23 protein-coding genes and 1 other RNA gene are annotated in these 24852 nt (G+C 50.9%); 16 read left to right on the forward strand and 8 right to left on the reverse strand.

All coding sequences use genetic code 11. The features are described 5' to 3' along the window. Nucleotides 1–54: 54 nt before the first annotated feature. Both ACJJID_RS15630 and ACJJID_RS15635 read right to left on the reverse strand, forming a co-directional pair. Entirely contained in the window at nucleotides 55–1410 is a 1356-nt protein-coding gene (locus tag ACJJID_RS15630) for an aminopeptidase P N-terminal domain-containing protein (RefSeq protein ID WP_444920278.1), read from the reverse strand. Then, nucleotides 1410–2048: a UPF0149 family protein gene (locus ACJJID_RS15635; protein WP_444920279.1), complete on the reverse strand. Its 639-nt coding sequence runs from the start codon at nucleotides 2046–2048 to the stop codon at nucleotides 1410–1412. Before ACJJID_RS15635 ends, ACJJID_RS15630 begins: the two co-directional genes overlap by 1 nt. A 122-nt stretch (nucleotides 2049–2170) precedes the next feature. On the opposite strand from ACJJID_RS15635, the gene ACJJID_RS15640 reads away from it, so the two are divergent. From ACJJID_RS15640 to ACJJID_RS15655, 4 genes are all read left to right on the forward strand, one after another. Next, nucleotides 2171–2374 (forward strand): TIGR02449 family protein, encoded by a 204-nt coding sequence (locus ACJJID_RS15640; RefSeq protein ID WP_152455364.1) that lies wholly within the window; start codon nucleotides 2171–2173, stop codon nucleotides 2372–2374. Beyond that, complete coding sequence (locus ACJJID_RS15645; protein ID WP_152455365.1) at nucleotides 2374–2703, forward strand: cell division protein ZapA; 330 nt, start codon at nucleotides 2374–2376, stop codon at nucleotides 2701–2703. Before ACJJID_RS15640 ends, ACJJID_RS15645 begins: the two co-directional genes overlap by 1 nt. A 74-nt stretch (nucleotides 2704–2777) precedes the next feature. Next, nucleotides 2778–2958, forward strand: a non-coding RNA gene (ssrS, locus tag ACJJID_RS15650) — 6S RNA. Nucleotides 2959–2985: 27 nt separating this feature from the next. Further along, nucleotides 2986–3564 (forward strand): 5-formyltetrahydrofolate cyclo-ligase, encoded by a 579-nt coding sequence (locus tag ACJJID_RS15655; RefSeq protein WP_444920280.1) that lies wholly within the window; start codon nucleotides 2986–2988, stop codon nucleotides 3562–3564. A 145-nt stretch (nucleotides 3565–3709) separates the two neighbouring features. Here ACJJID_RS15655 and ACJJID_RS15660 read toward each other — a convergent pair whose 3' ends face one another. Both ACJJID_RS15660 and ilvA read right to left on the reverse strand, forming a co-directional pair. After that, nucleotides 3710–3847 carry a hypothetical protein gene (locus ACJJID_RS15660; protein WP_444920281.1) on the reverse strand — a complete coding sequence of 46 codons (138 nt, stop codon included), beginning with the start codon at nucleotides 3845–3847 and terminating at the stop codon, nucleotides 3710–3712. Nucleotides 3848–4092: 245 nt separating this feature from the next. After that, nucleotides 4093–5652: a threonine ammonia-lyase, biosynthetic gene (ilvA, locus tag ACJJID_RS15665; RefSeq protein WP_444922644.1), complete on the reverse strand. Its 1560-nt coding sequence runs from the start codon at nucleotides 5650–5652 to the stop codon at nucleotides 4093–4095. Between the two features lie 170 nt (nucleotides 5653–5822). On the opposite strand from ilvA, the gene rpiA reads away from it, so the two are divergent. The 3 genes from rpiA (at nucleotide 5823) to ACJJID_RS15680 (ending at nucleotide 7728) form a co-directional block, all read left to right on the forward strand. Next, the gene (gene rpiA / locus ACJJID_RS15670) at nucleotides 5823–6497 is read left to right on the forward strand and encodes a ribose-5-phosphate isomerase RpiA (RefSeq protein ID WP_444920282.1); all 675 of its coding nucleotides are present in this window, start codon (nucleotides 5823–5825) and stop codon (nucleotides 6495–6497) included. 12 nt (nucleotides 6498–6509) lie between these two features. Then, nucleotides 6510–7133 carry a transglycosylase SLT domain-containing protein gene (locus ACJJID_RS15675; RefSeq protein ID WP_444920283.1) on the forward strand — a complete coding sequence of 208 codons (624 nt, stop codon included), beginning with the start codon at nucleotides 6510–6512 and terminating at the stop codon, nucleotides 7131–7133. 214 nt (nucleotides 7134–7347) lie between these two features. After that, the gene (locus tag ACJJID_RS15680) at nucleotides 7348–7728 is read left to right on the forward strand and encodes a DUF4168 domain-containing protein (protein ID WP_444920284.1); all 381 of its coding nucleotides are present in this window, start codon (nucleotides 7348–7350) and stop codon (nucleotides 7726–7728) included. 216 nt (nucleotides 7729–7944) lie between these two features. Here ACJJID_RS15680 and ACJJID_RS15685 read toward each other — a convergent pair whose 3' ends face one another. Next, complete coding sequence (locus ACJJID_RS15685; protein ID WP_152455374.1) at nucleotides 7945–8259, reverse strand: helix-turn-helix domain-containing protein; 315 nt, start codon at nucleotides 8257–8259, stop codon at nucleotides 7945–7947. 437 nt (nucleotides 8260–8696) lie between these two features. Here ACJJID_RS15685 and ACJJID_RS15690 point away from each other — a divergent pair, with 437 nt between their 5' ends. After that, a complete protein-coding gene (locus ACJJID_RS15690) occupies nucleotides 8697–9734 on the forward strand; it encodes an AraC family transcriptional regulator (RefSeq protein WP_444920285.1) in 1038 nt (345 codons plus the stop codon). A gap of 125 nt (nucleotides 9735–9859) precedes the next feature. On the opposite strand, the gene ACJJID_RS15695 is transcribed toward ACJJID_RS15690, so the two are convergent. After that, nucleotides 9860–11101, reverse strand: a complete 1242-nt coding sequence (locus ACJJID_RS15695; protein ID WP_444920286.1) for an OmpA family protein — start codon at nucleotides 11099–11101, stop codon at nucleotides 9860–9862. A 377-nt stretch (nucleotides 11102–11478) separates the two neighbouring features. On the opposite strand from ACJJID_RS15695, the gene ACJJID_RS15700 reads away from it, so the two are divergent. From ACJJID_RS15700 to ACJJID_RS15715, 4 genes are all read left to right on the forward strand, one after another. After that, on the forward strand, nucleotides 11479–12687 hold the full coding sequence (locus tag ACJJID_RS15700; protein WP_444920287.1) for an acetyl-CoA C-acetyltransferase: 1209 nt from the start codon (nucleotides 11479–11481) through the stop codon (nucleotides 12685–12687). Nucleotides 12688–12695: 8 nt separating this feature from the next. Next, entirely contained in the window at nucleotides 12696–14852 is a 2157-nt protein-coding gene (locus tag ACJJID_RS15705; RefSeq protein WP_444920288.1) for a 3-hydroxyacyl-CoA dehydrogenase NAD-binding domain-containing protein, read from the forward strand. A 141-nt stretch (nucleotides 14853–14993) separates the two neighbouring features. Further along, nucleotides 14994–16142 carry an acyl-CoA dehydrogenase family protein gene (locus ACJJID_RS15710; protein ID WP_444920289.1) on the forward strand — a complete coding sequence of 383 codons (1149 nt, stop codon included), beginning with the start codon at nucleotides 14994–14996 and terminating at the stop codon, nucleotides 16140–16142. Nucleotides 16143–16318: 176 nt separating this feature from the next. Beyond that, complete coding sequence (locus ACJJID_RS15715) at nucleotides 16319–17512, forward strand: CaiB/BaiF CoA transferase family protein (protein WP_444920290.1); 1194 nt, start codon at nucleotides 16319–16321, stop codon at nucleotides 17510–17512. Between the two features lie 40 nt (nucleotides 17513–17552). On the opposite strand, the gene ACJJID_RS15720 is transcribed toward ACJJID_RS15715, so the two are convergent. Continuing rightward, nucleotides 17553–18260, reverse strand: coding sequence for a glycine-rich domain-containing protein (locus ACJJID_RS15720; protein ID WP_444920291.1), 708 nt, complete (start codon nucleotides 18258–18260; stop codon nucleotides 17553–17555). Between the two features lie 430 nt (nucleotides 18261–18690). Here ACJJID_RS15720 and ACJJID_RS15725 point away from each other — a divergent pair, with 430 nt between their 5' ends. Further along, on the forward strand, nucleotides 18691–20226 hold the full coding sequence (locus ACJJID_RS15725; RefSeq protein WP_444920292.1) for a cryptochrome/photolyase family protein: 1536 nt from the start codon (nucleotides 18691–18693) through the stop codon (nucleotides 20224–20226). Between the two features lie 142 nt (nucleotides 20227–20368). On the opposite strand, the gene ACJJID_RS15730 is transcribed toward ACJJID_RS15725, so the two are convergent. Beyond that, nucleotides 20369–20785, reverse strand: coding sequence for a VOC family protein (locus ACJJID_RS15730; protein WP_226642070.1), 417 nt, complete (start codon nucleotides 20783–20785; stop codon nucleotides 20369–20371). Nucleotides 20786–21791: 1006 nt separating this feature from the next. On the opposite strand from ACJJID_RS15730, the gene ACJJID_RS15735 reads away from it, so the two are divergent. From ACJJID_RS15735 to ACJJID_RS15745, 3 genes are read left to right on the forward strand one after another with little or no spacing between them, the layout of a single operon-like run. Further along, the gene (locus ACJJID_RS15735; protein WP_444920293.1) at nucleotides 21792–22577 is read left to right on the forward strand and encodes an outer membrane protein OmpK; all 786 of its coding nucleotides are present in this window, start codon (nucleotides 21792–21794) and stop codon (nucleotides 22575–22577) included. Nucleotide 22578: 1 nt separating this feature from the next. After that, the gene (locus tag ACJJID_RS15740; RefSeq protein WP_444920294.1) at nucleotides 22579–23940 is read left to right on the forward strand and encodes an NCS2 family permease; all 1362 of its coding nucleotides are present in this window, start codon (nucleotides 22579–22581) and stop codon (nucleotides 23938–23940) included. A gap of 11 nt (nucleotides 23941–23951) precedes the next feature. After that, on the forward strand, nucleotides 23952–24515 hold the full coding sequence (locus ACJJID_RS15745) for a phosphoribosyltransferase (protein ID WP_444920295.1): 564 nt from the start codon (nucleotides 23952–23954) through the stop codon (nucleotides 24513–24515). Nucleotides 24516–24852 lie beyond the last annotated feature (337 nt).

The raw sequence follows: 24852 nt of genomic DNA on the forward strand, positions 1-24852 counted from the left end.
CTACCCAGTGCCCGCAATAACTTTGCACACAGAAAAATAAAATCTCGAAATACATTAACGGGTCAGTAAATCCCGCCCGTGGCGCATGGTGTATTCAATGTCGGCCACGGTTTTTGGTACGGCCTCAGAAAGCACTCTCACCCCATCGGCAGTAAGCGCGACATCATCCTCGATGCGAATCCCCATACCGCGAAATTCGGAAGGTATCCGCTCATCGTTTGCCGGAATATAAATACCAGGCTCTATGGTCATCACCATGCCCGCTTCCAGTTGCCGCCAGGCCCCTTGCACCCGGTAATCGCCCACATCGTGGACATCCATTCCCAGCCAGTGCCCGACGCGGTGCATATAAAAGCGTTGGTAAGCGCCTGAATCTATCAGTTCGCGCAAGTCCCCTTGGAGCAATCCCAAGTCCAGCAAGCCGCGTGCGATCACTTCAACGCTGGCCACATGTGGCTGATCCCAGTGATTGCCCACACATACCTGCTCCATCGCCGCGGCCTGCGCCGCCAGGACGATTTCATACACTGCCTTTTGCGCGCCGCTAAAGCGGCCATTGACGGGGTAGGTTCGGGTGATATCGGCGACATAGCCCTGGTATTCACAGCCCGCATCCACCAACACCAGGTCGCCATCACGCATCCGCGCCTTGTTGCTGCAGTAGTGCATGATAAGCGCATTGTGACCACTGCCGACGATTGTCGGGTAGGCAGTTTCCCGCGCACCAGCGTCCATAAAGCTGTGTAAGAGTGTCGCCTCCAACTGGTATTCATAGAGTCCCGGCTGGCAGCGCGCCATGGCGCAGCGATGTGCCGCAGCACTAATCTCACCGGCGCGGGCCAGCAAATCCAACTCCCGCTCGCTCTTTATCAGGCGCAGCTCGCGCAGCTGATAATCCAGATCCACCATTTCCGGCGCGCCATTGCTGGAAGGCGCCTCCTCAATCGCCTGTAGGTAAGCCCGCAAGCGTCGATCCAGATGGGCATAGCGCCCCATGGGGAAGTAAATACGCTCTCGCCCTTCCAGCAATCCGGGCAGGATATCGTCGAGATCGCCGATGGGAAAAGCATCCGAAAGACCAAATTGCGCCACGGCGCGCTCGGGCCCCAAGCGCGGCCCCTCCCAAAGCTCTTTTTCCGCATCGCGCTCGCGACAAATCAGCAGAGTGTCTCCCTGACTGCGGCCGGGTAAAAGCACCAGTAAGGATTCCGGCTCCTCAAAGCCGGTTAGATAGAGAAAGTCGCTATCCTGCCGAAACGGGAAGAAGGTATCACGGGAGCGCAGCTGCTCCCCGGCCGAGGAGATAATCGCCAGGCTATTTGGGGCCAGCTCAGCCATTAAGTGGTCGCGGCGGCGGGCATACTCCGCCATGCTAATCACTGGATCTTTTGCGCGTTCGCTGTGGTTCATCAGTGAACGGTGGGGCCATTGCCGGAGTGGCTACCACGCACTTCGGTAAAAATATTGAGCACCGCAACCCGCACATATTCCTGCAGTTCAATTAATTGCTGTTCGGTTTCCTCACTCTCTTCAACATGATCGGCATCCACCTGTGAGATGGCACCGATATCTTTGAGCGCTTCCTCACTGGTGGGCTGCAGCTTCACCTTGACACTGCCAACGCCAAATCCGTGCAGAAAACCCTCACACCAGTGCCCCAAGGCCAGGGCTCGGCTGACAATATCTTCGTCATCACAGAGGACCAGCTGGAAAGAAAAATCCGAGCCGCCCAGTTGCTTGTGGCTTTCCTCTGCCAATTGCAGCAAATCCCGATCCAGATCCGCTGGCATCGCCTCCAAATCGAGTAACTCCGCCAATTCTTTCTGCCAGCGCTTTTTATCCGGTTCGGCCCCGGCAGCCAACACACCACAGGTAAAGCCGTGTAACTCGCTGGGGTCCACCTGGCCACCAGCGGAGAGGATGGCGTTTGCGAGCTGCTCAAATCGGTTGTTTTCTGAAGTCATGTTTACCGCACAGTTTTTCTTAATCGGAATGGATTCGATGCGCTGCGGTGGCAGCAACAGGCCTGAGAACTGGGTCCTCGGCACAATTTTGTGATTGTTCGCGCAAGTGGAGCGATTGACCCACCATTTCGCCGGCAATATAGTAGCGGAATCCCTCGCAGTCTGTCGTGTTGCGAACCCAGACGTAGACCTCAAACGCAGGAAATATGGATAAGCTGCAAGCGTTAGAAAGCACCGTAGATTCACTGATCGCCCGCTGCCAACAGCTGGCCAATGACAATCGTGAACTGCGCCGGCAGGAAGCCGATTGGCTGCGCGAACGCCAGCGCTTAATTAAAAATAATGAGGCCGCCCGCTCGCGGGTCGAAGCCATGATTAATCGTCTCAAAGGGCTAACGCAAGAATCCTAATGGCTGACACTGCATTAACTTCTGAAACCGTCACTGTTTCTATTCTCGGCAAAGAGTACCGTGTTGCCTGTGCCGACAGTGAGCGCGCTGGACTGTTGGCTTCCGCACAATTACTCAATGAGCGCATGTCTCGAATCCGCAGTACTGGCAGCGTCATCGGCGCAGAGCGTATCGCAGTAATGGCCGCACTCAATATTGCCCACGAGCTGATTCAGGCGAAAGCGGAATTGAGCAGCATCCCGCTACAGAAAGAAATTTTAGAGCGGTTGCAGAACAAGGTACAAGGCGCCTTGAGTGATACCGACCCAGAGAGTAAGGGACAGTCATAACTCTTTTAGGGTAGCGAGGCAAAACATCAGAATTTGCGGTTAACAGCCCCCCTTTCAACAAGTTATAATTGGTACATACCCTGGGGTGTTGGCCAGCAGACTATGTCCTTGAGCCGATAATCTTACCCTGGTGGTTTCCAGCGGGTGCTGGTGCGCAGGTCCGCCATGCAGCGGAAAGCCTTATGTACTCCGGAGACCGCCACCTTGAACCTTACGGTTCAAGGCTCCGTCTACAGCCGCATACTCGGGGTTCCCATTTCTTTTCCAGTACTCCCCCAATTGATGAGCGAAAATAAAACGCAACTGCGCCGGCGTATGCGTGCAGGGCGAAGGCAGCTCAGCGCCTATCAGCAACGCTTGCACGGACGCGCGGCAATCACACTCTTGAGCCGGATTCCACAGATGAAGCGCGCCCGCCATATTGGGATCTACTGGCCAATGGATGGTGAGCTGGATATCCGCCCGTTGTTACAACGCTTTCCCGAGAAATACTTTTACTTACCAGTATTACCAGTGGAACCGCATCCGCATCTAGGTTTTAAGCAGTGGAATGGCGGCCCACTACCTTTTCGCAACCGGTTCGATATTCCCGAGCCAGTGCGAAGCCCCAGTCGTGCCGCGGGGCTATTGGACCTAGTGCTTGTGCCCTTGGTGGCCTTCGACCCCAATGGCGCTCGCCTGGGTATGGGGGCAGGGTTTTACGATCGCACTTTCGAACATAAACAGCTGTTGCCCGGAAGCGGTCCACAGCTAATTGGCGCCGCCCACCAATTGCAGTGTGTGGAACAACTGCCGACAGATAACTGGGATATCCCCCTCGATATGGTGGTGACAGAACAGCGTATTTATCGCTGTCGCTAATCGATGCAAAGGAAATAACCAGGCGCCCCTCGCCCAACCTTCACCCGGATAACTCAATTACGACACAGAGAACAAAAAAGGCCGGACACCCAAGGTATCCGGCCTTTTTTGTTTGTGCTCGGGCAGAGCGCCCCCCGGCATCAGCCTAACGGGTAACCACTCCCTGTTGCAGAGCCGCTGGCGGTTCCTTTTCCGAGGCAAACACCTCGGTAAAACCACTAGTGCTCAGCAGAACGCCCGCGACAAAGACAACCACAGCGATTGTCAGCGCATCGGCTTTCATTGGGACCATCCTGTACGATCAATTTTTTTGTTATATGCGTTTCACTTCGCTTAAGACCAAAGCTATAGCAAAAGTTCCACGACAAAAGAAGATACTCAACAATCGTCGGAATAGTAACCGTTTGTTGAATATTTTCTGCGTTTTTTGTCGCATTTTTGCACAAGGAAGTTCGACAAAACTAATGCGCTGGTCTACGGGAGGAAAACTTGCTGAGACATCTTACTCAGCAAGCTCCTCGGTCGAGTTCAGTTACCCAGGAAAAAGCGGTAAGCGGGGTTTTCAGTTTCATCCCAAAAAGGAAACTGTAATTGCTCCAGCAGATCCAACAACTGCTCACGTTCGGAGGGCTCTACCTGCAGACCCGCAAGAACCCTGCCATAAGCGGCACCGTGATTCCGATAATGGAACAGGGTGATATTCCAGCGGCCCGCTAATTGCTCGAGAAACTTGCGCAGCGCACCGGGGCGCTCCGGAAACTCAAAGCGGTAGACAACCTCGTGACGCAGGCCTGGAACCCGCCCACCGACCAAATGACGAATATGTAATTTCGCCATTTCATTATCGGTGAGATCTGTCACGCTATAACCTTTGCTCTCCAGCCGTTTAACCAGTTGGCTGCGATCACTGCCGGCAGACACCTGCAGACCAACAAAAATATGCGCCTCGCCATCCCCGGCATAACGGTAATTAAACTCGGTTATCGCGCGGTCCCCGAGGTCGCGACAGAAGCGCAGGTAGCTACCCGGTCGCTCTTCGATACGCACAGCCAATACCGCCTCGCGCTTCTCGCCAATTTCTGTGCGTTCACTGATATAGCGCAGCCGGTCGAAATTGATATTAGCGCCACTACACACCGTCGCAAGTGCCGCATTGCGGCCGCCACTTTCTTCTGCGTATTTTTTTAAACCGGCCAGGCCAACGGCCCCGGCTGGTTCGGCAATTGAGCGGGTGTCCTCAAAAATATCCTTGATCGCCGCACAGATTTCATCGGTGCTTACGGTGATCACGCCATCCACCGTTTCGCGCAAAACACGGAAGGTCTCCTCACCAATTTGCGCCACGGCAACCCCATCGGCAAATAACCCCACTTGCGGCAAGCGTACGCGCTCACCGCTGTCCAGGGCTGCTTTGAGGCAGGCGGCCTCCTCGGGTTCCACGGCATAGACCCGGGTTTCCGGCCTCACATATTTAATATAAGCAGCCATACCTGCGGCGAGCCCGCCGCCACCGACGGGGATGAAAACCGCCTCGAGATTACCGGAATGCTGGCGCAATAGCTCCATAGCCACAGTGCCCTGGCCCGCGATCACATCTGGATCATCATAGGGATGTACAAACACCAGATCGCGTTCCTGCACCAGCTGCTGGGCGCGGCTGGCAGCCTCATCAAAGGTATCCCCGTGCAACACCACTTCGGCACCGCGCATGCGAACGGCGTTGACCTTAATTTGGGGAGTGGTCTTTGGCATCACAATCGTCGCACGCACCCCCAGTTGCGCGGCTCCCATTGCCAGGCCCTGGGCGTGATTGCCCGCAGAAGCGGCTATCACGCCGCGCGCGCGCTGCTCCTGGGGCAATTGCAGCAGCTTGTTATAGGCGCCGCGAATCTTGAAGGAAAATACCGGCTGCAGGTCTTCCCGTTTGAGCAGAATCCGGTTTCCCAGGCGGTGCGACAACTGACGCATCGGCTCCAGGGGCGTCTCGGTGGCGACATCGTAAATGCGCGCGTCTAAAATGCGCTTGATATAGGACTTGGGCATGGCTGTATCAACTGCCGTTGCGGTTAATTTCTGTGCGCGACTCAGGCAAGCGTAGTAGCAGGAGCGGGCGGTAAGGCAACCGCCGCATGCGCAACACCGGCAGGCCAGTCTAATTCTTGATCAGCATTATTGCCATTTTTTTAGATATATTGCGCTTTTTTTTATCGAAAGAAACAAATAAAGCAGAAATAATTGCAAAGGAAACTATCCAGCCTATGACCCAGGATGAACTGAAACAGGCCACCGCCCGCGCCGCCATCGACTATATTTCCCCGCGCCTGGAGCCCGACTCCATCGTCGGCATCGGCACTGGCTCCACGGCCAATTTCTTTATTGACTACCTGGCTGAGATCAAAGGCCAATTTGACGGCGCCGTAGCCAGCTCCGAAGCTTCCGCGCAAAGGCTCAAGGCCCACGGTATTCCAGTGTATGGACTGAACAGCGTGGATGGCATGCAGTTTTATGTGGATGGTGCCGATGAGACAAACCCCGCTCTGGAGCTTATCAAAGGCGGTGGTGCAGCTCTCACCCGCGAAAAAATTGTCGCTGCCTGCGCAGATGAATTCATCTGCATTGCCGATGAAAGCAAGTGGGTGGAAACTCTGGGCAACTTCCCCTTGCCAGTGGAAGTGATTCCCATGGCCCGATCGCTGGTGGCCCGCGAGTTGGTCAAACTGGGAGGAGATCCGGTCTACCGCCAGGGCGTGATTACCGATAATGGCAACGCCATCTTGGATGTGTATAACCTGAAGATCAAACAGCCGAAAGATCTCGAAGATACCATCAACAATATCACCGGCGTGGTCACTAACGGGATCTTTGCCATGCGCCCAGCCGATGTGCTACTGCTCGGCACCAGTACCGGAGTGAAAACTGTCACCGCTCAGTAATGCTAAGAAACTATGGGAAAGAATAATAAGAAACTGCTAGCCACACTGCTTGGCGCCTTAACCCTGATCGCGGGCTGCACCACCAGCCCGCCCAGTAACCCGGATAACGTCTGCTCTATTTTCCGTGAGAAGAAGAGCTGGTACCGGGAGGCCAAGGCCGCAGAGGAGAAATGGGGGTCACCTGTGGCCGTTATGATGGCCATACTGCACCAGGAATCGCGCTATGTGCACGATGCGCGCCCTCCGCGCACCAAAATTCTCGGCTTTATCCCCGGCCCAAGGCCCTCAGACGCCTATGGCTACGCCCAGGCCCTGGGTAGCACCTGGCGTGGATACCAGCGCTCCAGCTTCAACTATGGGGCGGACAGAGATGATTTTGGCGACGCCATCGATTTTGTTGGCTGGTACAACAACACCAGCGCGCGCCGATGCCAAATCCGCGCAAACGACGCCTACCACCTTTACCTGGCCTACCACGAAGGGCACGGGGGCTTTAACCGGCGCAGTTTTAAAAACAAAGCCTGGCTTAAAAGGGTTTCCCACAAGGTTTCTGCGAAAGCACAGCGTTACCAACAACAACTCAATCGCTGTGAGCAGTCACTTCCAAAGCGCCGAAAATTCCTCGGCCTGTTTTAGCCCCAAGCCACCACCATAAAATTTGCCGCGGTGGCGGGGATTGGCGCCACAGCCTCTCTGAAACTGACTACCCTGAAACTAATGTCTCAGAGTTGATTGCACTAGTGCCATCAACTGCCAATGGATTCCGTAGCAACACCTGGGCACTTGAGCAGTGTGGCTGGGTGTTTTCTTTAGAGAAGCAAAAGCGCCCCCCAACTTTCAGGAGTGCCCGATGAAATTCCCTTTTAAGTATCTCGCTCTTTTCGCTCTGTTATTCACAGTGCCCCTTGCCTCCGCACAGACACCATCCTCCCAGGCCGAAGCTCCAAAAGCATCCTTCAGTGAGCCCCAGCTCAAGCAGTTTGCCGATGCTTATCGCTCGATTGTGATGCTGAGCCGGGAATATGCGCCCAAGCTTAAGGCCGCTGCCGATATCAAAGAGGCTGAAGCGCTCAATAAAGAGGCCCAGGGCAAAATGGTCGCGGCTATTGAAAAGGCAGGGCTGTCAAAGAGTAAATACCAGGAAATTGCCAGCAGCATTAAATCCAACCCGGCTCTGCTGGAAAAGGTCAATAAAATACTGCAGCAGAGTCACAATCAAAAACCGCAGTAATCGCTGTAAAAATATTTCACTGCAATCGCTAATCTGCTCAATTAACCAATAATTAGATTTCGTCGCCGGCCTCTGGCCGGCGCGACTTCTACAAATATGCGTTTGTCTGCCCTGATTTCGGTGAGATGGGAATCAGTATGCCCTATGTGCCTTAGTAGTAGTGCCCTACCGCACTTTATAAACACTAGGCACTAAACACTGAGCATCAAGCAGGTCCTAGTCGATGTTGACCCCTAGCACCTGGCAAATCGCCGATAAGTTGCTTTTTACCCAGTTGCGATCGAAGGAGCCCCAATCGCGGAGCAGGTAATAGCCATCATTGTGGCGAACACCCTCCTGAATAAATTCCACTTGAGTGCCGTGGCCTGGCAACCCCTTAGCAATAATGTCCTGTACCGTGCGTCGCGGCCACCCGGTGGCCTCTTCTAGGACCGGGTTGTTGGGGCGGGGAATCTGTTCAATTAAATAGGCAATCAACATCCGCCTACATATGGTCGGATTCAGCTGGCTTTCGACAGACGCTGAGGGCATTGGGCCACTCCTTCATTCGCATTTAACTTATTCTTATCTTACATGACCTATCGGTCTACTTGATGGCTACCCGACTTGAGACCCTATCCAAGCGATAACGGTAAGGATTGCCTGCCTATTTATACCCCCTGTGTCAGGAGAAAACATAGCCACATGAGCTCCTTATTTCCCAAATAATGAAATTAAAGCAGTTCAGGTCACTTGTGCTCTTGTCGATAAAAATGGCGATTAATCGGTACATCTGCAGCTAAATTCGATGAAAACCCCCAAAATTGCACAGCTTCAGCCGGCAGAGCTTAACCCTGCAGTTCGACAGGATTGCCCTTTTCTTACACTCTCCGGGGATAAACCTGACTTTCACGCTCGCTTTGCGCATAATCCCTGCTTGCATCTAAAAATTACACGCAGCAAACAAGATCATGTTGAGGGCTGAGACAGTGGAAAGCGAGACTCCCAAACTCCGCGAAGCGGACCCAGGTATCCTCGCCGCGGTAGTTCGCGCCCAACTGGTGGGCGCCGAGGCAGCGGGGCTGGACTGCAAACAGCTGCTGCGAGATAGCGGGATAGATCCTGGCCAACTCGACGATTCCGACAGCCGTATCGGCCGCGAGCAGATGGCCAGCCTACTGCGCCTGGAGTGGGACTTGCTGAATGATGAGTCCGGTGGCTTTCTGGCCCGCCCCTGGCTGCCCGGCACTTTTGCCATGATGGGACACGCCTGCATCAGCTGCCCCAACCTGCGCCGAGCCCTACTGCGCTCAGCGCGTTTTATCAGCATGGTCAGCGACGACCTTCACATCAAACTGGTAGAAGATGGCGAAGAAGCCAGACTAATCATTCACCACAGCAACGATAAAAAGTTACCCAATCAGATTTTTGTAGAGTCCATCGCGGTCATCTGGCTGCGCTTTTTTAGCTGGCTGATCGATCGCACCATTTTACTCGAGCGGGTGTTATTGGCTTTCCCGCCGCCGGATTACAATGAGGACTACAGCGATATGTTCCCATGCCGGCACTACTTCAACCAGGCCGAAACCTGCCTGGTATTTAACACCCGTTATTTGCAAATGCCACTGGTGCGAGACGAGCAACAACTGGCAGATTTCCTCTCTAGAGCACCGGAGTGTCTGCTCACCCAATATAAATCCGACCACAGCTTTACCGGCCGCATACGCCGTATGCTGCAACAACAGAACAGCATTGAGAATCTCTCCCTAGACGATGTGGCTGCTCGCCTGTTTACCTCCCCACAAACACTGCGCCGGCGCCTTAAAGACGAAGGCAATAGCTGGCAAGACATCAAAGATTCGGTGCGCCGAGATATGGCCGTATACCAACTAAAACAGCAGGAAACCGCTGTAGCGGAAATTGCCGAGCGACTCGGCTTTTCTGAACCAAGTGCTTTCAACCGTGCATTTAAGAAATGGACAGGCCTAGCTCCCGGCGCCTATCGGGAGAAATTTCGCAGCTGTTAACGGTTATTAATCCATACATAAGTGAAAGAAAAACTGAATTCAGTCTCATCAAATAGCCCCGCAAAAATGCGGGGCTATTTAATTCGGGAACCAGGTTATTTCGGGAACCACGGTCTTAAAAAATCCTACTCAGTGGTTACCACCCGAACACTAATGCGCTCATTTTTCTTCTGCTGATCTGACGTTTGTCCAGCCGCACTTTGTGGCAGAGGCTTGGCGGAGCCCATACCAGTCGCAGTTATACGATTGGCCGCAATGCCCTTTTGCAATAGCAATTCCCGCACAACATCCGCCCTCTCCTGAGAAATCTCCTGCTCTTTAATTTCATTGCCCTCACCTTTCACATGCCCTTCAATGGCGACAGTGAGATTTGGGTTTTCCTGCATAATTTGTGCGAGCGCATCAATATCCGGCGCTTTAGGATTTAGGAGTTTTGCGGTGCCCGGTTCAAATTTCACCTGCAGGATAAATTCCTGGTTGGGATCCCGGTCAAAGCTCTTTAAATAGTCGCGAAGATTGCTGGAGAATTTATCCGGCCCCAGCTGTGCCTGGGCATTACTTTCATTGGGAGGGGTGTCTCCCGCCGGCTCCGAAGGAGACTCCATAAAGGCCTGCTCCTGCGGGGTCTCGAAAGGCTGATCGGCAGCCTGCTCCTGCCTGCCCTTATTCATACACATATTTAGCGCATAGAGGGCAACCAGCACCAATAACAATGGAAAAAACCAGCTGCTGAAGCTCACGGGCTTTTTCTTTTCCCCATGCCCATGCAGTGCCTGCTCCCGCGGTTCCTGGGGCTTCGCATGCCCATGGGTGACCAAAGCCGCCCCAAGATTGTCAAACCCTTTTACATCCAGAGCGTCCAGGAGCGCATCGGGGACCTTGTCACGCAAGAGCTCCCGCTGGCCTATTAAAAAAGAAGCCAGATCGGAAACATCCATTTTATGTGCTTTCACCTGAGCCCCTAAGAGAGCCGTCACCAATGGCAGTACCATTTTAAGCAGGCGTCCGCCTTCATTGCCGGGCACTTCCGTGGTGGCAACCTTGGTCACTTCATCGACCCGGGTACCAAATACTTTTTGCAGGGTCGCATCACCGGCCGGGAGGGATGCCTCTAATTTTTCCTTGTCTGAGAACTGCGCCAATACATTGGATAGCTCAGGAGCTTCACTACCAGTGACCATATTGAACAGATAAGCCATACCGGTTTTACTGCTGGCTTTATTCAGCATGCCCGCCAGAACGAATGCAATACCGGTATCCAGTGCTGACTGGCCTTTCTCTGCCGGAAGATTGAGTGCGGCTGCCAGGGTACCAATACCTGAAGGGCCCAGTTGGCTCGCCGCCAGTTCCAGTAGATTCTCTGCCATAGTCAATCCTCACTGCCAGATTACCGCAAAGTTTGGGTCGCCCCTTGAATAGCGCTGCTGAATACTCAACCTAGATAAAGGCTTTTCCTGCTAGCACGAACCCACAATAAAATATTTCGGCAGGGCTATTGCGGCCTATATGCGACGTTATCGACCATCATTTATTGGCCGAAAATAAAAAATAAAGCGCCTTATTTGAGTGTACGGCAGACCACTCATCGAGTTAGTTTGATTTGGAATAAACAAGGCTAGAAACTTCTCTGCATTATTTAATTGGGCTGACATCCACGTCACCGCCCCTGGCGTCTTTCATCATTGCGCCAAAACCCCACACGACTATGGTTGAACCCACAAACAAAAATAAAGAGGCTATTACCGTGTCCACAGAAGCCTATATTTACGATGCGATCCGCACGCCGCGAGGTAAAGGGAAACCCAGCGGTGCTCTACATGAAGTCAAACCCATCACCCTGCTCTCAAACCTTTTGCGCGAGTTACAGCAGCGCAGCCAACTGGATACCGCCAAAGTCGATGACGTAGTAATGGGGTGTGTCACCCCTATCGGTGACCAGGGTGCAGACATCGCCAAGGTCGCCACCCTCAGTGCCGGGTGGGACTGGGATATCGGCGGCGTCACCCTCAACCGATTTTGCGCTTCCGGTGCCGAGGCGGTGAATTTAGCCGCCGCCAAGGTGCGCTCGGGCTGGGAACAGCTCGTGGTGGCCGGTGGTGTGGAGTCTATGTCGCGGGTGCCCATGGGCAGTGACGGCGGCGCCTGGGCCATGGACCCACAAACGGCCATAGAAACGGGCTTTGCCCCCCAGGGCATAGGTGCCGACCTGATCGCCACCCTCGGGGGCTTCTCCAGGGAGGATGTGGATAACTTTGCCTTGCACTCCCAGCGTAAAGCCGCTGAAGCCTGGCAGCGGGGCGCCTTCGCCAAATCTGTTATCCCAGTGCTGGATCAGAACGGCCTGCTACTGCTCGATCACGATCAACTGGTGCGACCGGAGACCTCCCTTGAGGGGCTCGCCAACCTCTCCCCATCATTTGCCGCCATGGGCGACCTCTGCTTCGACAGCATAGCGATCTCCCGCTATCCCCAGGTGGAAGCCATCGACCATGTACATACCGCGGGCAACTCCTCGGGCATAGTGGATGGTGCCGCCGCCATACTTGTCGGCAGTGACCAAGCCGGGCGGGATCTGGGTCTAACACCCCGCGCGCGCATCGTCTCCGCCGCCGTAGTTGGCACCGAACCCACCATCATGTTGACCGGACCGGCTCCCTCCGCACGCAAAGCCCTCAAAGCGGCAGGCCTGAATGCCCATGACATCGACCTCTACGAAGTCAACGAAGCCTTCGCCGCAGTGGTGCTGCGCTTCCAGCATGAACTGGATATCGACCCGCAGAAAATCAATGTAAACGGCGGCTCTATCGCTATGGGCCACCCACTCGGTGCCACAGGCGCCATGTTGATCGGCACCGTTCTCGATGAATTAGAACAGCGGCAGTTGCGCTACGGCCTGGTCACCCTTTGTGTGGGTGGCGGTATGGGCGTAGCAACCATTATCGAAAGGGTCTAGGGGGAACTATGAAATCTATACGCTTGGAAAAAGACGGTGACAACATTGTCCACCTGATTATGGACAACCCCAATGCCTCGGCCAATGTTATGGACCGGGATTTTACAGACTCCCTTAAGGCTGTTGTGCAGGAGTTAAAACAACAGGAGTACGCAGGAATTATCGTTCGCTCGGCAAAGAAAACATTTTTTGCCGGCGGAGATCTTAAATCTCTCTATGCCGCTAAAAAAAGTGAGGCCCAAGAATTCTTTGCTTCCTGTGAGGCCCTCAAGGCTAATTTGCGCTGGCTGGAAACCCAGGGTAAACCCGTGGTTGCAGCAATCAACGGTGCCGCGCTCGGCGGTGGCTGGGAGATTGCCCTCAGCTGTCACCACAGAATTGCTTTGGAGGACAACTCGGTAAAAATTGGATTACCAGAAGTCACCTTCGGCCTGCTGCCCGGAGGTGGGGGCTGTGTGCGTATGCCACGCTTATTGGGTATTCAAAATGCCCTGCCCTTCCTACTGGAAGGCAAACAAGTGAAAGCCAAGCAAGCCTTGGAAAGCGGTTTGATCCAGCAGACAGCCAAAGATACGGAAGACTTGCTCAACAAAGCCCGCGACTTTATTCGCGCCAACGGTGACCAGCCTAGCCTACAACCCTGGGATCAACCCGGCTACCGTATGCCCGGTGGAGATGCCAAAAATCCGAAAAATGCCCAGCTGCTAATGGTCGCCCCCGCCATGCTGGAGAAAAAAACCCACGGCTGCCTACCTGCCCCGGAAGCAATACTGGCGACAGTGATCGAAGGCTCCCAGGTAGACTTCGAGACAGCCACGCGTATCGAATCGCGCTATTTCGTCAACCTCGCTTGCGGTCAAGTGGCAAAAAATATGATCGGCACCTTCTGGTTTGCCCTCAATGCTTTGAAGGGCGGTGCCTCCCTTCCCCAAGCCGCGCGTGAATCCAAAACCACGCCGATTAAAAAGGTCGGCATACTCGGGGCTGGCATGATGGGCTCGGGTATCGCCTATGCCTGTGCCAGTAAAGGCGTTGATGTTGTACTCAAGGATATTTCCATGGAGGCAGCGCAAAAAGGTAAGGCCTATGCAGAGAAGGCTCTGCAAAAACGCTTGGAACGCGGCCGCACCGATGAAGCGCGTGTAGAAACCATCCTATCTCACATTCAGCCTACGGATAATGCTGCCGACTTAAGCGGATGTGAACTGGTTATTGAAGCAGTATTCGAAGACCGCGAGCTAAAAGCCGAGGTCACCCGCGAGGCAGAGGCCCAACTAGGCAACAGCGCCATCTTCGCCTCCAACACCTCCACACTCCCCATCACCGGACTGGCTCAAGCCTCCAAACGCCCCAGTAATTTTATCGGCCTACATTTTTTCTCTCCTGCAGACAAAATGCCGCTGGTGGAAATCATCTGTGGTAAGGAGACCGATGAAGAGACCCTGGCTCAGGCATTTGCCTTTGTTTCACAAATCGGTAAAACACCTATTGTCGTTAACGACAGTCGCGGCTTCTTCACCTCCCGAGTATTTGGCTGCTTTACCAACGAAGGGATCGGCATGCTCGGCGAGGGAATAAATCCCGCCACTATTGAAAATGCCGCATCTCTGGCCGGATTCCCGGTGGGGCCACTGGCAGTGAGTGATGAAGTCTCACTCACGTTAATGAGCAGGATTCGTCAACAGACTATCAACGACCTGCAGAAAGAGGGTAAGAGTGTTCCCACACACCCGGCAGAGTCTGTAATCGATCATATGCTGGAACTGGGGCGTGCCGGCAAGCTGGCTGGTGGCGGATTTTACTCTTACCCGGAAGGAGGTAAAAAACATCTTTGGCAGGGCCTACAGCAGGAATTCCCTCCATCAAAGCAACCACCTGTTGAGGATATCAAGGAGCGCCTGTTGTTTATTATGGCGATCGAGACACTGCGTTGTTACGAAGAAAAAGTCCTGCGCAGTGTTCGCGAGGCCAATATAGGCTCTATTTTTGGTATTGGTTTCCCCCCATGGACCGGCGGGGCCCTGCAATATATTAACCAATATGGCATCGCTGCTTTCGTACAGCGCGCGCACAAACTCGCAGAAACCTACGGCGACAGATTTTCACCTCCAGAAATATTGCTGACCCTTGCCGAATCCAAGGGTGAATTGAAAGATACTGAATAGTCACTCAAGGACCGAAAAGTCACTCAGTAGCGTAGAAACTTGTCTTGAATCGCGGGGCTGCTTCACCCGAACAGCCCTGGCCTAGCCCAAGTTTGAAAGGTCTACAATTCCAGATAATAAAAACGAATGTTGGAGTTCAGAATGATACCGAGAACCGTTTACAACGAGGACCACGAGCATTTTCGCGATACCGTGCGGAAATTCCTGGAAAACGAGGCCGTTCCATTCCACAGCCAGTGGGAAAAAGATGGACAGGTTGATCGCGCCCTTTGGAATAAAGCCGGGGAAATGGGTTTTCTCTGCCCTCAGATTTCCGAATCCTACGGTGGCTTGGGGCTGGACTACGGTTACAACTCGATTATCGATGAGGAAATCGCCCGAGCGGGTCTTTCTGGCGTCGGCTGGGGCCTACACTCCAATATTGCCGTACCCTACATTATTAATTACGGCAGCGAAGAGCAAAAAAAGAAATACCTTCCCAAATGTATCAGTGGTGAAATTGTTACAGCCATCGCCATGACGGAACCCGGTGCCGGTTCAGATCTACAGGGAGTGAAGACAACGGCCATCAAGAAGGGAGATCACTATCTTCTCAACGGTTCTAAGACATTTATTACCAATGGACAACATGCCGACTTAGTGATTGTCGTTGCAAAAACAGACCCCAGCGAAGGCGCATCGGGGGTGAGCCTTCTCTTGGTCGAGGCTGAGCTGGCAGGATTCAAAAAAGGGAATAACCTGGAAAAGATCGGCATGAAAGCCCAGGACACCTCCGAACTTTTCTTTGATGACGTTAAGGTTCCGGTGGAAAATTTATTGGGAGCCGAAGGTCAGGGCTTTGTCTACCTAATGCAGGAATTGCCACAGGAAAGGCTCAGCGTCGCTATTTTTGCCATATCCAACGCGGAGGCTGCATTAAGTTGGACAATTGATTACGTCCGTGATCGTAAGGCCTTTGGTAAACCCATTGCCGCATTTCAAAACACTCAATTCAAGCTGGCAGAGTTGGACAGTGAACTCTCTGCTCTCAGGGTTTTTGTAGATCGCTGCCTAGAGCTGCATTATGAGAAGAAGCTTGATGTTACCACTGCGGCTAAAGCCAAATTACTGGCGACAGATTTCCAATGTAAACTGCTAGATGAGTGTGTTCAGCTTCACGGTGGTTTTGGCTATATGTGGGAATACCCAATTGCCCGCGCCTGGGCAGATGCCAGGGTTCAGCGTATTTATGCTGGTACGAATGAAATTATGAAGCTGATTATTTCCCGCGACATCCTCCGCGATGGTTAATCCCCTAACCCGGTGATCGTGTAGATTACCGGGCTTACCCCGTTATTTGATTAACCAAAGAGCTGTAAATAAATAAACTCAGCTCATAGGTTAATAGCACTAAATTTTCTCGGTGAGCACCGAAGAAAACGGTACACGAAATACTCTAATAATAATGTTAATTGATATTAAAAAAAATGGATAATTTTACTGCCCCCCTGCAAGGCCTTAAAATACTCGATTTCACCACCCTATTACCCGGCCCCTACGCCACTATGCTTTTAGCAGACATGGGCGCAGAGGTTCTACGCATAGAATCCCCCAATCGCCCAGATATGCTAAGGGGCCTTCCTCCCATGGTCGGCAGCGCAGAGCCCGTTTCCGCAGCTCATGCAACGATAAACCGTAATAAAAAATCCCTGGCCCTGGATTTGAAAAGCCAAGAGGCAAAAAAGATTATCGAGAGATTGCTCAGCGAATACGATATTGTTATCGAACAATTTCGCCCAGGAGTAATGGAAAAAGTTGGATTTGGTTATCAAAACCTTAGTGAGATACGCACAGATATTATTTATTGTTCAATCACCGGATACGGACAAGATGGGCCCCTGAAAATGCGCGCCGGGCATGATATCAATTACCTGGCACTCTCCGGGCTGGCCAGTTATTCCGGCCGACAGGATAGTGGACCCAGCCTGAACGGTATGCAAATTGCCGATATTGCTGGAGGCTCCCACCATGCAGCAATGGCTATTCTTGCCGCAGTGTATCACCGCCAACAAACAGGCCGCGGCGGGCATATTGACATCAGTATGACTGACTGTGCCTATGCCTTAAATGCCATTTGCGGTGCCAACGCCCTCGCCAATGGCCAAGATCCAGAGATGGAAATGGAGCTGCTCAATGGTGGTAGTTATTATGATTACTACTGTACTGCCGACGACCGCTACTTATCCGTTGGCAGTCTTGAACCCCTGTTTGCCGAAGCTTTTTTTCTGGGTATCGGCCACCCCGAATGGATGGAACGTGTACTCGAAAGCGACCAACAAGAGAGCTTGAAACAAGACATTGCCGCTATAATAAAGAAAAAGAAACTCAGCGAATGGAATAGTATTTTCTCTGATATCGACGCCTGTGTAGAACCGGTTCTTAATTTCAGTGAAGCCACAGAAAGTAAATTAATTCAAGATCGTCAAATGATTGCAAGTGCAGCCACAAAAAGTGGCGACACTCTCCTACAAATCAACACGCCGTTTAAATTCAAAGGAAGGAAAAATAAAAACCACCAGGCAGGATCTACACTAGGCGCAGATAGCCGATCGATCCTAGAGTCACTTGGATATAGCTCCCAGGATATTGATCGACTACTTGCCAATAAGGTTATTGCTTAGAGTATTTTTTTAAAAATATCGAGAAGTATATTGAGGAAAATCAATCTCCACCGCCGCCGCAACCTCCACTACAGCCACTGGAGTCACTGCTAAAGCTATCAAAAAATCCGCCAAAGGAAGAACTTGATTCAGAGTCTCCCGAATCCCCTGAGCATCCTGAAGCACAGGAAATATGAGAAGCACAGTAATCGGAAGTACCCCCGGAAGAACTACTACGCCTACAATTTAGAGAGTATTGAAAACCATCCTTTATATTTAATTTCTGATCAATGGCAAATAATAGCGGCAGATGTCCAGGACTCTTTGGGTTAGCCCCCTCCCTGAAGCAGGAGATGCGCCATACCCTCTTGATACCCTCCTGAGCAGAGTTTGGGGTTGGCATTGCCTCTGCGGGTGTGTGATGTAAGAAACGCCCAAAAGCTTTTTTACAAAATTTCTGATAAGAGCGTGTATACAAAATAAATTCATGCCAAGCGACATCGACAACTTGAGAAGGCATAGATACCATTTTCTTTCCAGCAACTTGACAAACGCAGAAATACTCCCGAAGAGCCTTCAACACTATATCCAACTCTTGACTGGATAGATGTGGATAAACTGTTTTTATTTTGTCTTTAATCTTCGAATGAAAGATATAAGTCTCCAGGAACTTAACCCTAGACCTTTTCCTTATCTTATAGACTAAGAACACGAGAAATATTAAAAATACAAACAAGCCAATCCATTTAAACAGCAAAACTCTTTCCATAAAACAATATTTCTACTACTTACTTAACCCAAACAAAGAAAATCATGATTAAGAAAAAATTTTTCAACCCCAAGCTCTACACCAAAAAATCTATCTCAGCAAATCATGGTCAAATATTTAAGAACACCCTTTTTCGAAAGATCAAAATGATATAACTTCTAACAATTAAGTAAAATTTTATTTCTAGTAATTGCCTACTCTTACCTTAAGTGGTGCAGACGTATCAATTTGAGCATCGTTCAGGTCAATTACATCCTAAAAACAACTCAGCGCACACCATCGTGCCAGGATAAAAATTGGCACTTAAACCCAACTTATACAACTTTTCAAATGCTAATATCCCCAAAACCAACCTCCTAAGCACATCAACAACATCCTGTATGTTTATGGATAAAGTTTATATAGGCATCAATTCAAAAAGGGACCCCCTTTGAAGACACTGAGACTTATACTGGGCGACCAACTTAACCATAAGCATTCTTGGTTTAGAGAAAACCATCAAAATATTTATTACTTTATTGCTGAGATGCAACAGGAGACAGACTACGTTGCCCACCATATTCAAAAAGTGGTTGCCTTTTTTGAATCAATGCAAAACTTTGCCGAATGGATTGAATCAAAAGGCCATCAAGTAATTTACTACCAAATAGACAACAAAAAAAACCAGCAAAACCTTGAAGCGAACATTCAAACATTAGTCAATCAGTTGAATATTCAGAAATTTGAATACCAGCTCCCCGATGAATATCGCCTTGATACTCAACTAAAGACAATCGTTAAAAAGCTATCAATTGAGTCTGAAGTCTATGACACCGAACACTATCTAACCAAAAGGAACTATCTGGAAAGTTTCTTCTTGGAAAAGAAATCTTATTTAATGGAAAGCTTCTATCGTCATATGCGCAAGGAGCACAATATTCTTATTGACAAAAAAGGCGAGCCTATTGGCAATCAATGGAACTTTGATAAAGGTAATCGAAAAAAATGGAATGAAGATAAAGAACCCCCTCAACAATATCTATTCCGAAAGAATGTTGAAAAAACACTTAAGCGCATCCAGAAAGAAAAAATAAAAACCATTGGTACTATCAATCCAAAACATTTTACCTGGCCAACGAGTCGTGCAGATAGTCTCAAACTGCTCAATCACTTTTGTAAGCAATTGTTGCCGCACTTTGGTGATTATCAGGATGCCATGGACCCTAATGAGGCGTATCTGTTTCATAGCCGATTAAGCTTTTCTCTCAATTGCAAATTGCTATCCCCCAGCGAAGTTATTAACCATGCGATTGATCACTGGGAATCCAATAAAAAGAGTATCCACATTAATCAAATAGAGGGCTTCATCCGGCAAATTCTCGGCTGGCGAGAATATATGCGCGGCATTTATTGGCAGGAAATGCCAAGCTATAGCAAGCTAAACAAACTACGCAATTACAATCCTCTTCCCAACTTCTACTGGACAGGCGAAACCGATATGTACTGCCTAAAAAGTGCTATCAACAACAGCCTGGAACACGCCTATGCCCACCATATTCAGCGCTTAATGATTACCGGTAACTTTGCGCTACTAACACAAACGGACCCGGATCAGGTAGACACATGGTATTTGGGTATATATATCGATGCCATACAGTGGGTAGAATTACCTAATACACGAGGTATGAGCCAGTATGCTGATGGTGGACTGGTTGCAACAAAACCTTATATTAGTAGCGGCTCATATATAAATAAAATGAGCAACTACTGTCAAAACTGCAGATACGACGTAAAGAAAAGAACTGGCAGTGATGCATGTCCCTTTAATAGCCTTTACTGGAATTTTCTCTTGCAGAAGAGGGACCATTTTAAGAAAAATCCACGGATGTCTATGATGCTAAGTCTTGTGGAAAAATTAACCAATAAAGAAAAAAAAGATATCCAAGTTCAAGCTGAAAGCTTCATCAAATCTATACATAGAAACTAGAAGCCAGCTTTTATCGAAAATTAAATAGAAGAATAAAAGTGCACAGAGAAAGTGTTGATAGGATTGATCTTTCTAATGAGCCCGCCAGACAATAAATAGTATCTAGCGAGCTCAATTCATAGATTTAACTATGGCCCGAACTTCACTTAAACATCAGTTCCGGATTAACCATAGTCTTCATCTCCAACACGTTACCGTTGGGATCCTCAATAAAGAAAGTTTCTTGTTCGTATTCACTGCCAACGAAGCGACGGTAAGGCTTATCCAGGTACTCCAGACCAGCAGCTTCGATACGGGCTTTCAGCGCCTGGAATTCGTCATCTGGTAGGTGAATACCGAAATGGGGAACAGCAACTGCTCCCATATCTACCTTGTGGCGTACGTTGGGTAGCTTTTCTTCGCTCTGGTGCAGAGTCAGTTCGTTACCCCAGAAATCGATATCTACCCAACGCCCCTCTTCACTGTTTCCGGTTTTACAACCAAATACGCCACAATAAAATTTCTTAGCTACCTCAAGGTCCCCCGCGGGGATTGCAAGGTGTAAACAATTAGATTTCATAAAGCCTCCCACTCCCGATTGCTCTTCACCGTCCCTCTAGTTAGCCTGTATTCGCAAGCCAACCCCTTGGATTCGGTTCATCAAACAACCAATTTGTATATGCGGGATCAACCGACCCCGATTTATTATTTCTGTCACCTGGTCGCAGAGCATCAAGCTCTCCAGATGGCAAGAGGACAACAAGGCACGTCAGCTAAGCCTCTTTCTAAGCCCCATATAGAAATACTGCTTCTATTTATAGGGCAGTGTATAAACCTTCCCCACCGAGTGCTCAAATAATCAGCAGATGGCAGATTCAGGTCACGACTAACCGGCTAGCCTTGAAATATCCTCCTAATTGAGAGCCGCACTTTAACACATGTGTTTCTAAGAATAACTGACCAGCTTTAATAGTGGAGTAACTCACAAGTCACAGTCTCACTAGGACTCTCCATTCTATAGGTGTCTCTATCGCACCTTTACTGTGCACCTTAATAGTGCACTCAAAATACAAATAGCAGCGGACCAAAAGCGGCCGATCCTTAAGAAGGCAGATCTATTCACATGTCCTATCTCGCCTAATGCCTACTGCATACCGATAGCAACTATCTCTCTTTTAGCCTCTTGCATCCTTCTTGTACCTTTCTTGCAGCCTTATAGTCTTGCCCCCTTATAGTGCTCCTTATAGTGACTCCCGCCCAATTAGGAAGCCCGAAGTGTTCGGCGTACAAAACCTTCTTTATAAACCCCTGCTCAACGGGGTCAAAAATAAGGCTACCTCTTCAATAGGCCTTTTTTCCTATTACCGGCTTCACCAACAGCCAATCGGTATTTATTTTTTCATTTTAAATATTTGTTAGTACTTCATTGCTTTAAGGCTGCTCGCCGAGAGGCGATTGCTGAAAAAAAATACTGGAAAACAGTCGGTAAACTCGGGTATATTCCGCGACTATTTTTTAACCAACTGCCGACCTGATTGTCGGCCGCCAGTGCGATTTCCGCCTGTCGTTGTAACAGAGGTAATAGAATGAAACCAACCAAGCCCCTGCTACTACTGGCCTCCGGCCTGTTGTCCGTAGCTGCTCAAGCTGAAATGACTTGGAGCGACAACAGCCTCAGCCTGCTGTATGGCCGCGACTATGAAATGGCTTACAGCAAAACCACCGATGACGAAGAGCGCTCCGTAGTGACCTTTGAGCACGCCAGTGGTCACAGCTGGGGCGACCTGTTTATCTTTGCCGATTATCTAGATTCAGAAGATGGTTCCAAAGAACTCTATTCAGAAATTTCTCCGCGTCTGAGCCTGGGGAAGCTCAGCGATCGTGAACTGGCTTGGGGGCCAGTAACCGATGTGTTGGTAGCAACTACCCTAGAGCTGGGCAATATGGATGACCCCGATCACCTCACTGCAACAGGCCCGCACTTCACCAATGTTCTGGCAGGCCTCGGTTTCGACCTTGCGGTACCAGGTTTCTCCTTTGTTCAAGTGAACGCCTACCGCCGCGATAACGATGACAAGGCCAGCAACGAGCAGCTGACCCTGGTTTGGGCTATGCCGTTTACCCTGGGTGACTCCAGCTTCGTATACGACGGTTTTATCGATTGGACCAGCGCCTCCGAAGATGCACACCCAAGCATGAACTTTACCTCCCAGCTCAAGTGGGACGTAGGCGCAAATTGGGGCGAGCCAAAAGCCCTGTATGCCGGTATCGAATACGTACATTGGAATGACAAATTTGGGTTCAAAGATGGAACCTTTAATACCGACTCCAATGAGCGCAATGTTAACCTGCTAGTAAAGTACCACTTCTGATATGAAACCCTCTGATATCCAAACATCAGCGACCCCAGGGTCTGGTATTCCCCAGGCAGGCGGCGACGCCTCTTTACTGGAAAAGCTGTTCAAGCTGTCTGAGCGTCAGACGAATGTTCGCCGGGAAGTGATTGCCGGTGTGACCACCTTCCTGACCATGGCTTACATCATTTTTGTAAACCCGAACATCCTGGCCGCTGCCGGCATGGATAAGGGCGCCGTATTTATGGCGACCTGTCTTGCTGCGGCGATCGGCTGTTTGATCATGGGACTCTACGCCAACTACCCCATCGCCCTGGCGCCGGGAATGGGCCTGAACGCCTTCTTCGCCTACGTGGTGGTGGGCGAGATGGGCTACAGCTGGCAGGTGGCTCTGGGAGCGGTGTTTATATCGGGGGTAGTATTCCTGCTGCTCAGTATCTTTAAGTTGCGGGAGTGGATAATCGATAGTATCCCCACATCCCTGCGGCAATCCCTGGCAGCCGGTATCGGTCTGTTCCTGGCAATTATTGCCCTGAAGAGCTCGGGAATTGTTGTCGCCAGCCCGGCCACCCTAGTGACACTGGGTGACCTCAAATCCGTTGAAGCTCTGCTGGCGGCCCTGGGCTTCTTTATTATTGTGGCTCTGTCCTATCGCCGCATGCTCGGCTCTGTAATGATCGGCATTCTCGCGGTCACCGTTATTGCCCTGGCGATCGGTAAGGTAGAGTTCACCGGCCTGATTTCCGCACCGCCGAGCCTGGCTGCCACTTACCTCGAATTGGATATTGCCGGCGCCTTCGAAGTCGGTATGATCAGCGTGATCTTCGCTTTCCTGTTCGTAGACCTGTTTGATACTGCCGGCACCCTATTGAGTGTCTCCGACCGCGCCAAGCTTTTGGACAAGGACGGTAAGCTGCCGGGTATGGGCAAGGCTCTGATGGCAGACAGCTCGGCTTCTGTTGTGGGTTCCGTACTGGGCTCCTCCACCACCACTTGTTATGTTGAGAGCACCGCGGGGATTACCGCGGGCGGACGCACCGGTCTCACCGCAGTTGTCTGTGCCGGTCTGTTCTTGCTGGCGACCTTCTTCTCTCCGCTGATCGGCATGATCCCCGCTTATGCGACTGCCGGTGCCCTGCTGTATGTCGGCGTTCTGATGACTTCCGGTCTGTCTTCCATCGACTGGGATGACATCACCGAAGCCGCTCCAGCGGTAATTGCGGCAGTGATGATGCCACTGTCATTCTCCATCGCTCACGGTATTGCACTGGGCTTTATTGCCTACGCAGTCATCAAAACACTGAGCGGGCGCAGCAAAGACGTCAGTATCAGTGTCTACGTGTTGTCAGCTCTCTTTATTGCCAAGTTCGCCTTTTTCTGAGGGGTACACAGATGAAAAAGCACTTTATCAGCGCACAGCAACTTCTGATTGATTCCTACGCGCTTGCGGAGCAAATCTATCAGAGCGGCTTCCGCCCCAATTACATCGTTGGTGTATGGCGTGGCGGCGCTCCGGTAGGTATTGCAGTACAGGAATTGCTGCACGTGATGGGTGTGGATGCGGACCATATCGCGATCCGAACTTCCTCCTACCTCGGCATCGGCGAACGTGGCAAGAAAGTTCGTGTGCATGGCCTGAACTACCTGATCAAGCGCCTTGAGTCCCACGACTCTCTGCTGATCGTTGACGATGTACACGACTCCGGCCTGAGTATTGAGCAAACTATCGAAGACCTGCGTGCGGCCTGCAAAAAGAACACGCCGGAGATTCGAATCGCGACGCCTTACTACAAGCCGAAAAACAACAAGGCCAAGCGCGAGCCGGATTACTTTATCCACAAGACCGAAGAATGGCTGGTATTCCCTCACGAAATCGATGGCCTCTCACGGGAAGAGATCCTGGAGAACAAGCCTGAACTGGCCCCTTACGTTGACCGGATTGCTACTGCAGTCTGACCCTCTCCCGTATCGGGGGTCAGTGCCCCCGATACTGCCTCTTCATACCCTTGATCGGGGCATATCGATTAATTCCCCATTGCCGTACCACATTGCTTAATAGTCCTCGGCGATTACCAGCACAAGACCTCCCTGCCTGAATCACTCCCACCTTAGCTACCTCATTTAAAGTTACACATATTCAATACCGCTCTCATACTCCAAACCTTTCTCAAAAGCCCCCACTTATGCAACTAAAGTTAGTTTTGAGCGATTTATTAAATGGAAAAGTTGGTCCAGAATTGAGAAGACCCTAAATAATTTCACTGGCCTCGTTAAGGCTTAAAGAAGTAGCAAG

Source organism: Microbulbifer sp. CnH-101-G, assembly GCF_052466775.1.

Bases quoted from the DNA above. Each gene is read 5' to 3' on its own strand.
- ACJJID_RS15630 (WP_444920278.1), bottom strand. From the start codon at position 1,410: ATGAACCACAGCGAACGCGCAAAAGATCCAGTGATTAGCATGGCGGAG.
- ACJJID_RS15640 (WP_152455364.1), top strand. From the start codon at position 2,171: ATGGATAAGCTGCAAGCGTTAGAAAGCACCGTAGATTCACTGATCGCC.
- ACJJID_RS15645 (WP_152455365.1), top strand. From the start codon at position 2,374: ATGGCTGACACTGCATTAACTTCTGAAACCGTCACTGTTTCTATTCTC.
- ACJJID_RS15655 (WP_444920280.1), top strand. From the start codon at position 2,986: ATGAGCGAAAATAAAACGCAACTGCGCCGGCGTATGCGTGCAGGGCGA.
- ACJJID_RS15660 (WP_444920281.1), bottom strand. From the start codon at position 3,847: ATGAAAGCCGATGCGCTGACAATCGCTGTGGTTGTCTTTGTCGCGGGC.
- rpiA (WP_444920282.1), top strand. From the start codon at position 5,823: ATGACCCAGGATGAACTGAAACAGGCCACCGCCCGCGCCGCCATCGAC.
- ACJJID_RS15675 (WP_444920283.1), top strand. From the start codon at position 6,510: ATGGGAAAGAATAATAAGAAACTGCTAGCCACACTGCTTGGCGCCTTA.
- ACJJID_RS15680 (WP_444920284.1), top strand. From the start codon at position 7,348: ATGAAATTCCCTTTTAAGTATCTCGCTCTTTTCGCTCTGTTATTCACA.
- ACJJID_RS15685 (WP_152455374.1), bottom strand. From the start codon at position 8,259: ATGCCCTCAGCGTCTGTCGAAAGCCAGCTGAATCCGACCATATGTAGG.
- ACJJID_RS15695 (WP_444920286.1), bottom strand. From the start codon at position 11,101: ATGGCAGAGAATCTACTGGAACTGGCGGCGAGCCAACTGGGCCCTTCA.
- ACJJID_RS15705 (WP_444920288.1), top strand. From the start codon at position 12,696: ATGAAATCTATACGCTTGGAAAAAGACGGTGACAACATTGTCCACCTG.
- ACJJID_RS15710 (WP_444920289.1), top strand. From the start codon at position 14,994: ATGATACCGAGAACCGTTTACAACGAGGACCACGAGCATTTTCGCGAT.
- ACJJID_RS15715 (WP_444920290.1), top strand. From the start codon at position 16,319: ATGGATAATTTTACTGCCCCCCTGCAAGGCCTTAAAATACTCGATTTC.
- ACJJID_RS15720 (WP_444920291.1), bottom strand. From the start codon at position 18,260: ATGGAAAGAGTTTTGCTGTTTAAATGGATTGGCTTGTTTGTATTTTTA.
- ACJJID_RS15730 (WP_226642070.1), bottom strand. From the start codon at position 20,785: ATGAAATCTAATTGTTTACACCTTGCAATCCCCGCGGGGGACCTTGAG.
- ACJJID_RS15735 (WP_444920293.1), top strand. From the start codon at position 21,792: ATGAAACCAACCAAGCCCCTGCTACTACTGGCCTCCGGCCTGTTGTCC.
- ACJJID_RS15740 (WP_444920294.1), top strand. From the start codon at position 22,579: ATGAAACCCTCTGATATCCAAACATCAGCGACCCCAGGGTCTGGTATT.
- ACJJID_RS15745 (WP_444920295.1), top strand. From the start codon at position 23,952: ATGAAAAAGCACTTTATCAGCGCACAGCAACTTCTGATTGATTCCTAC.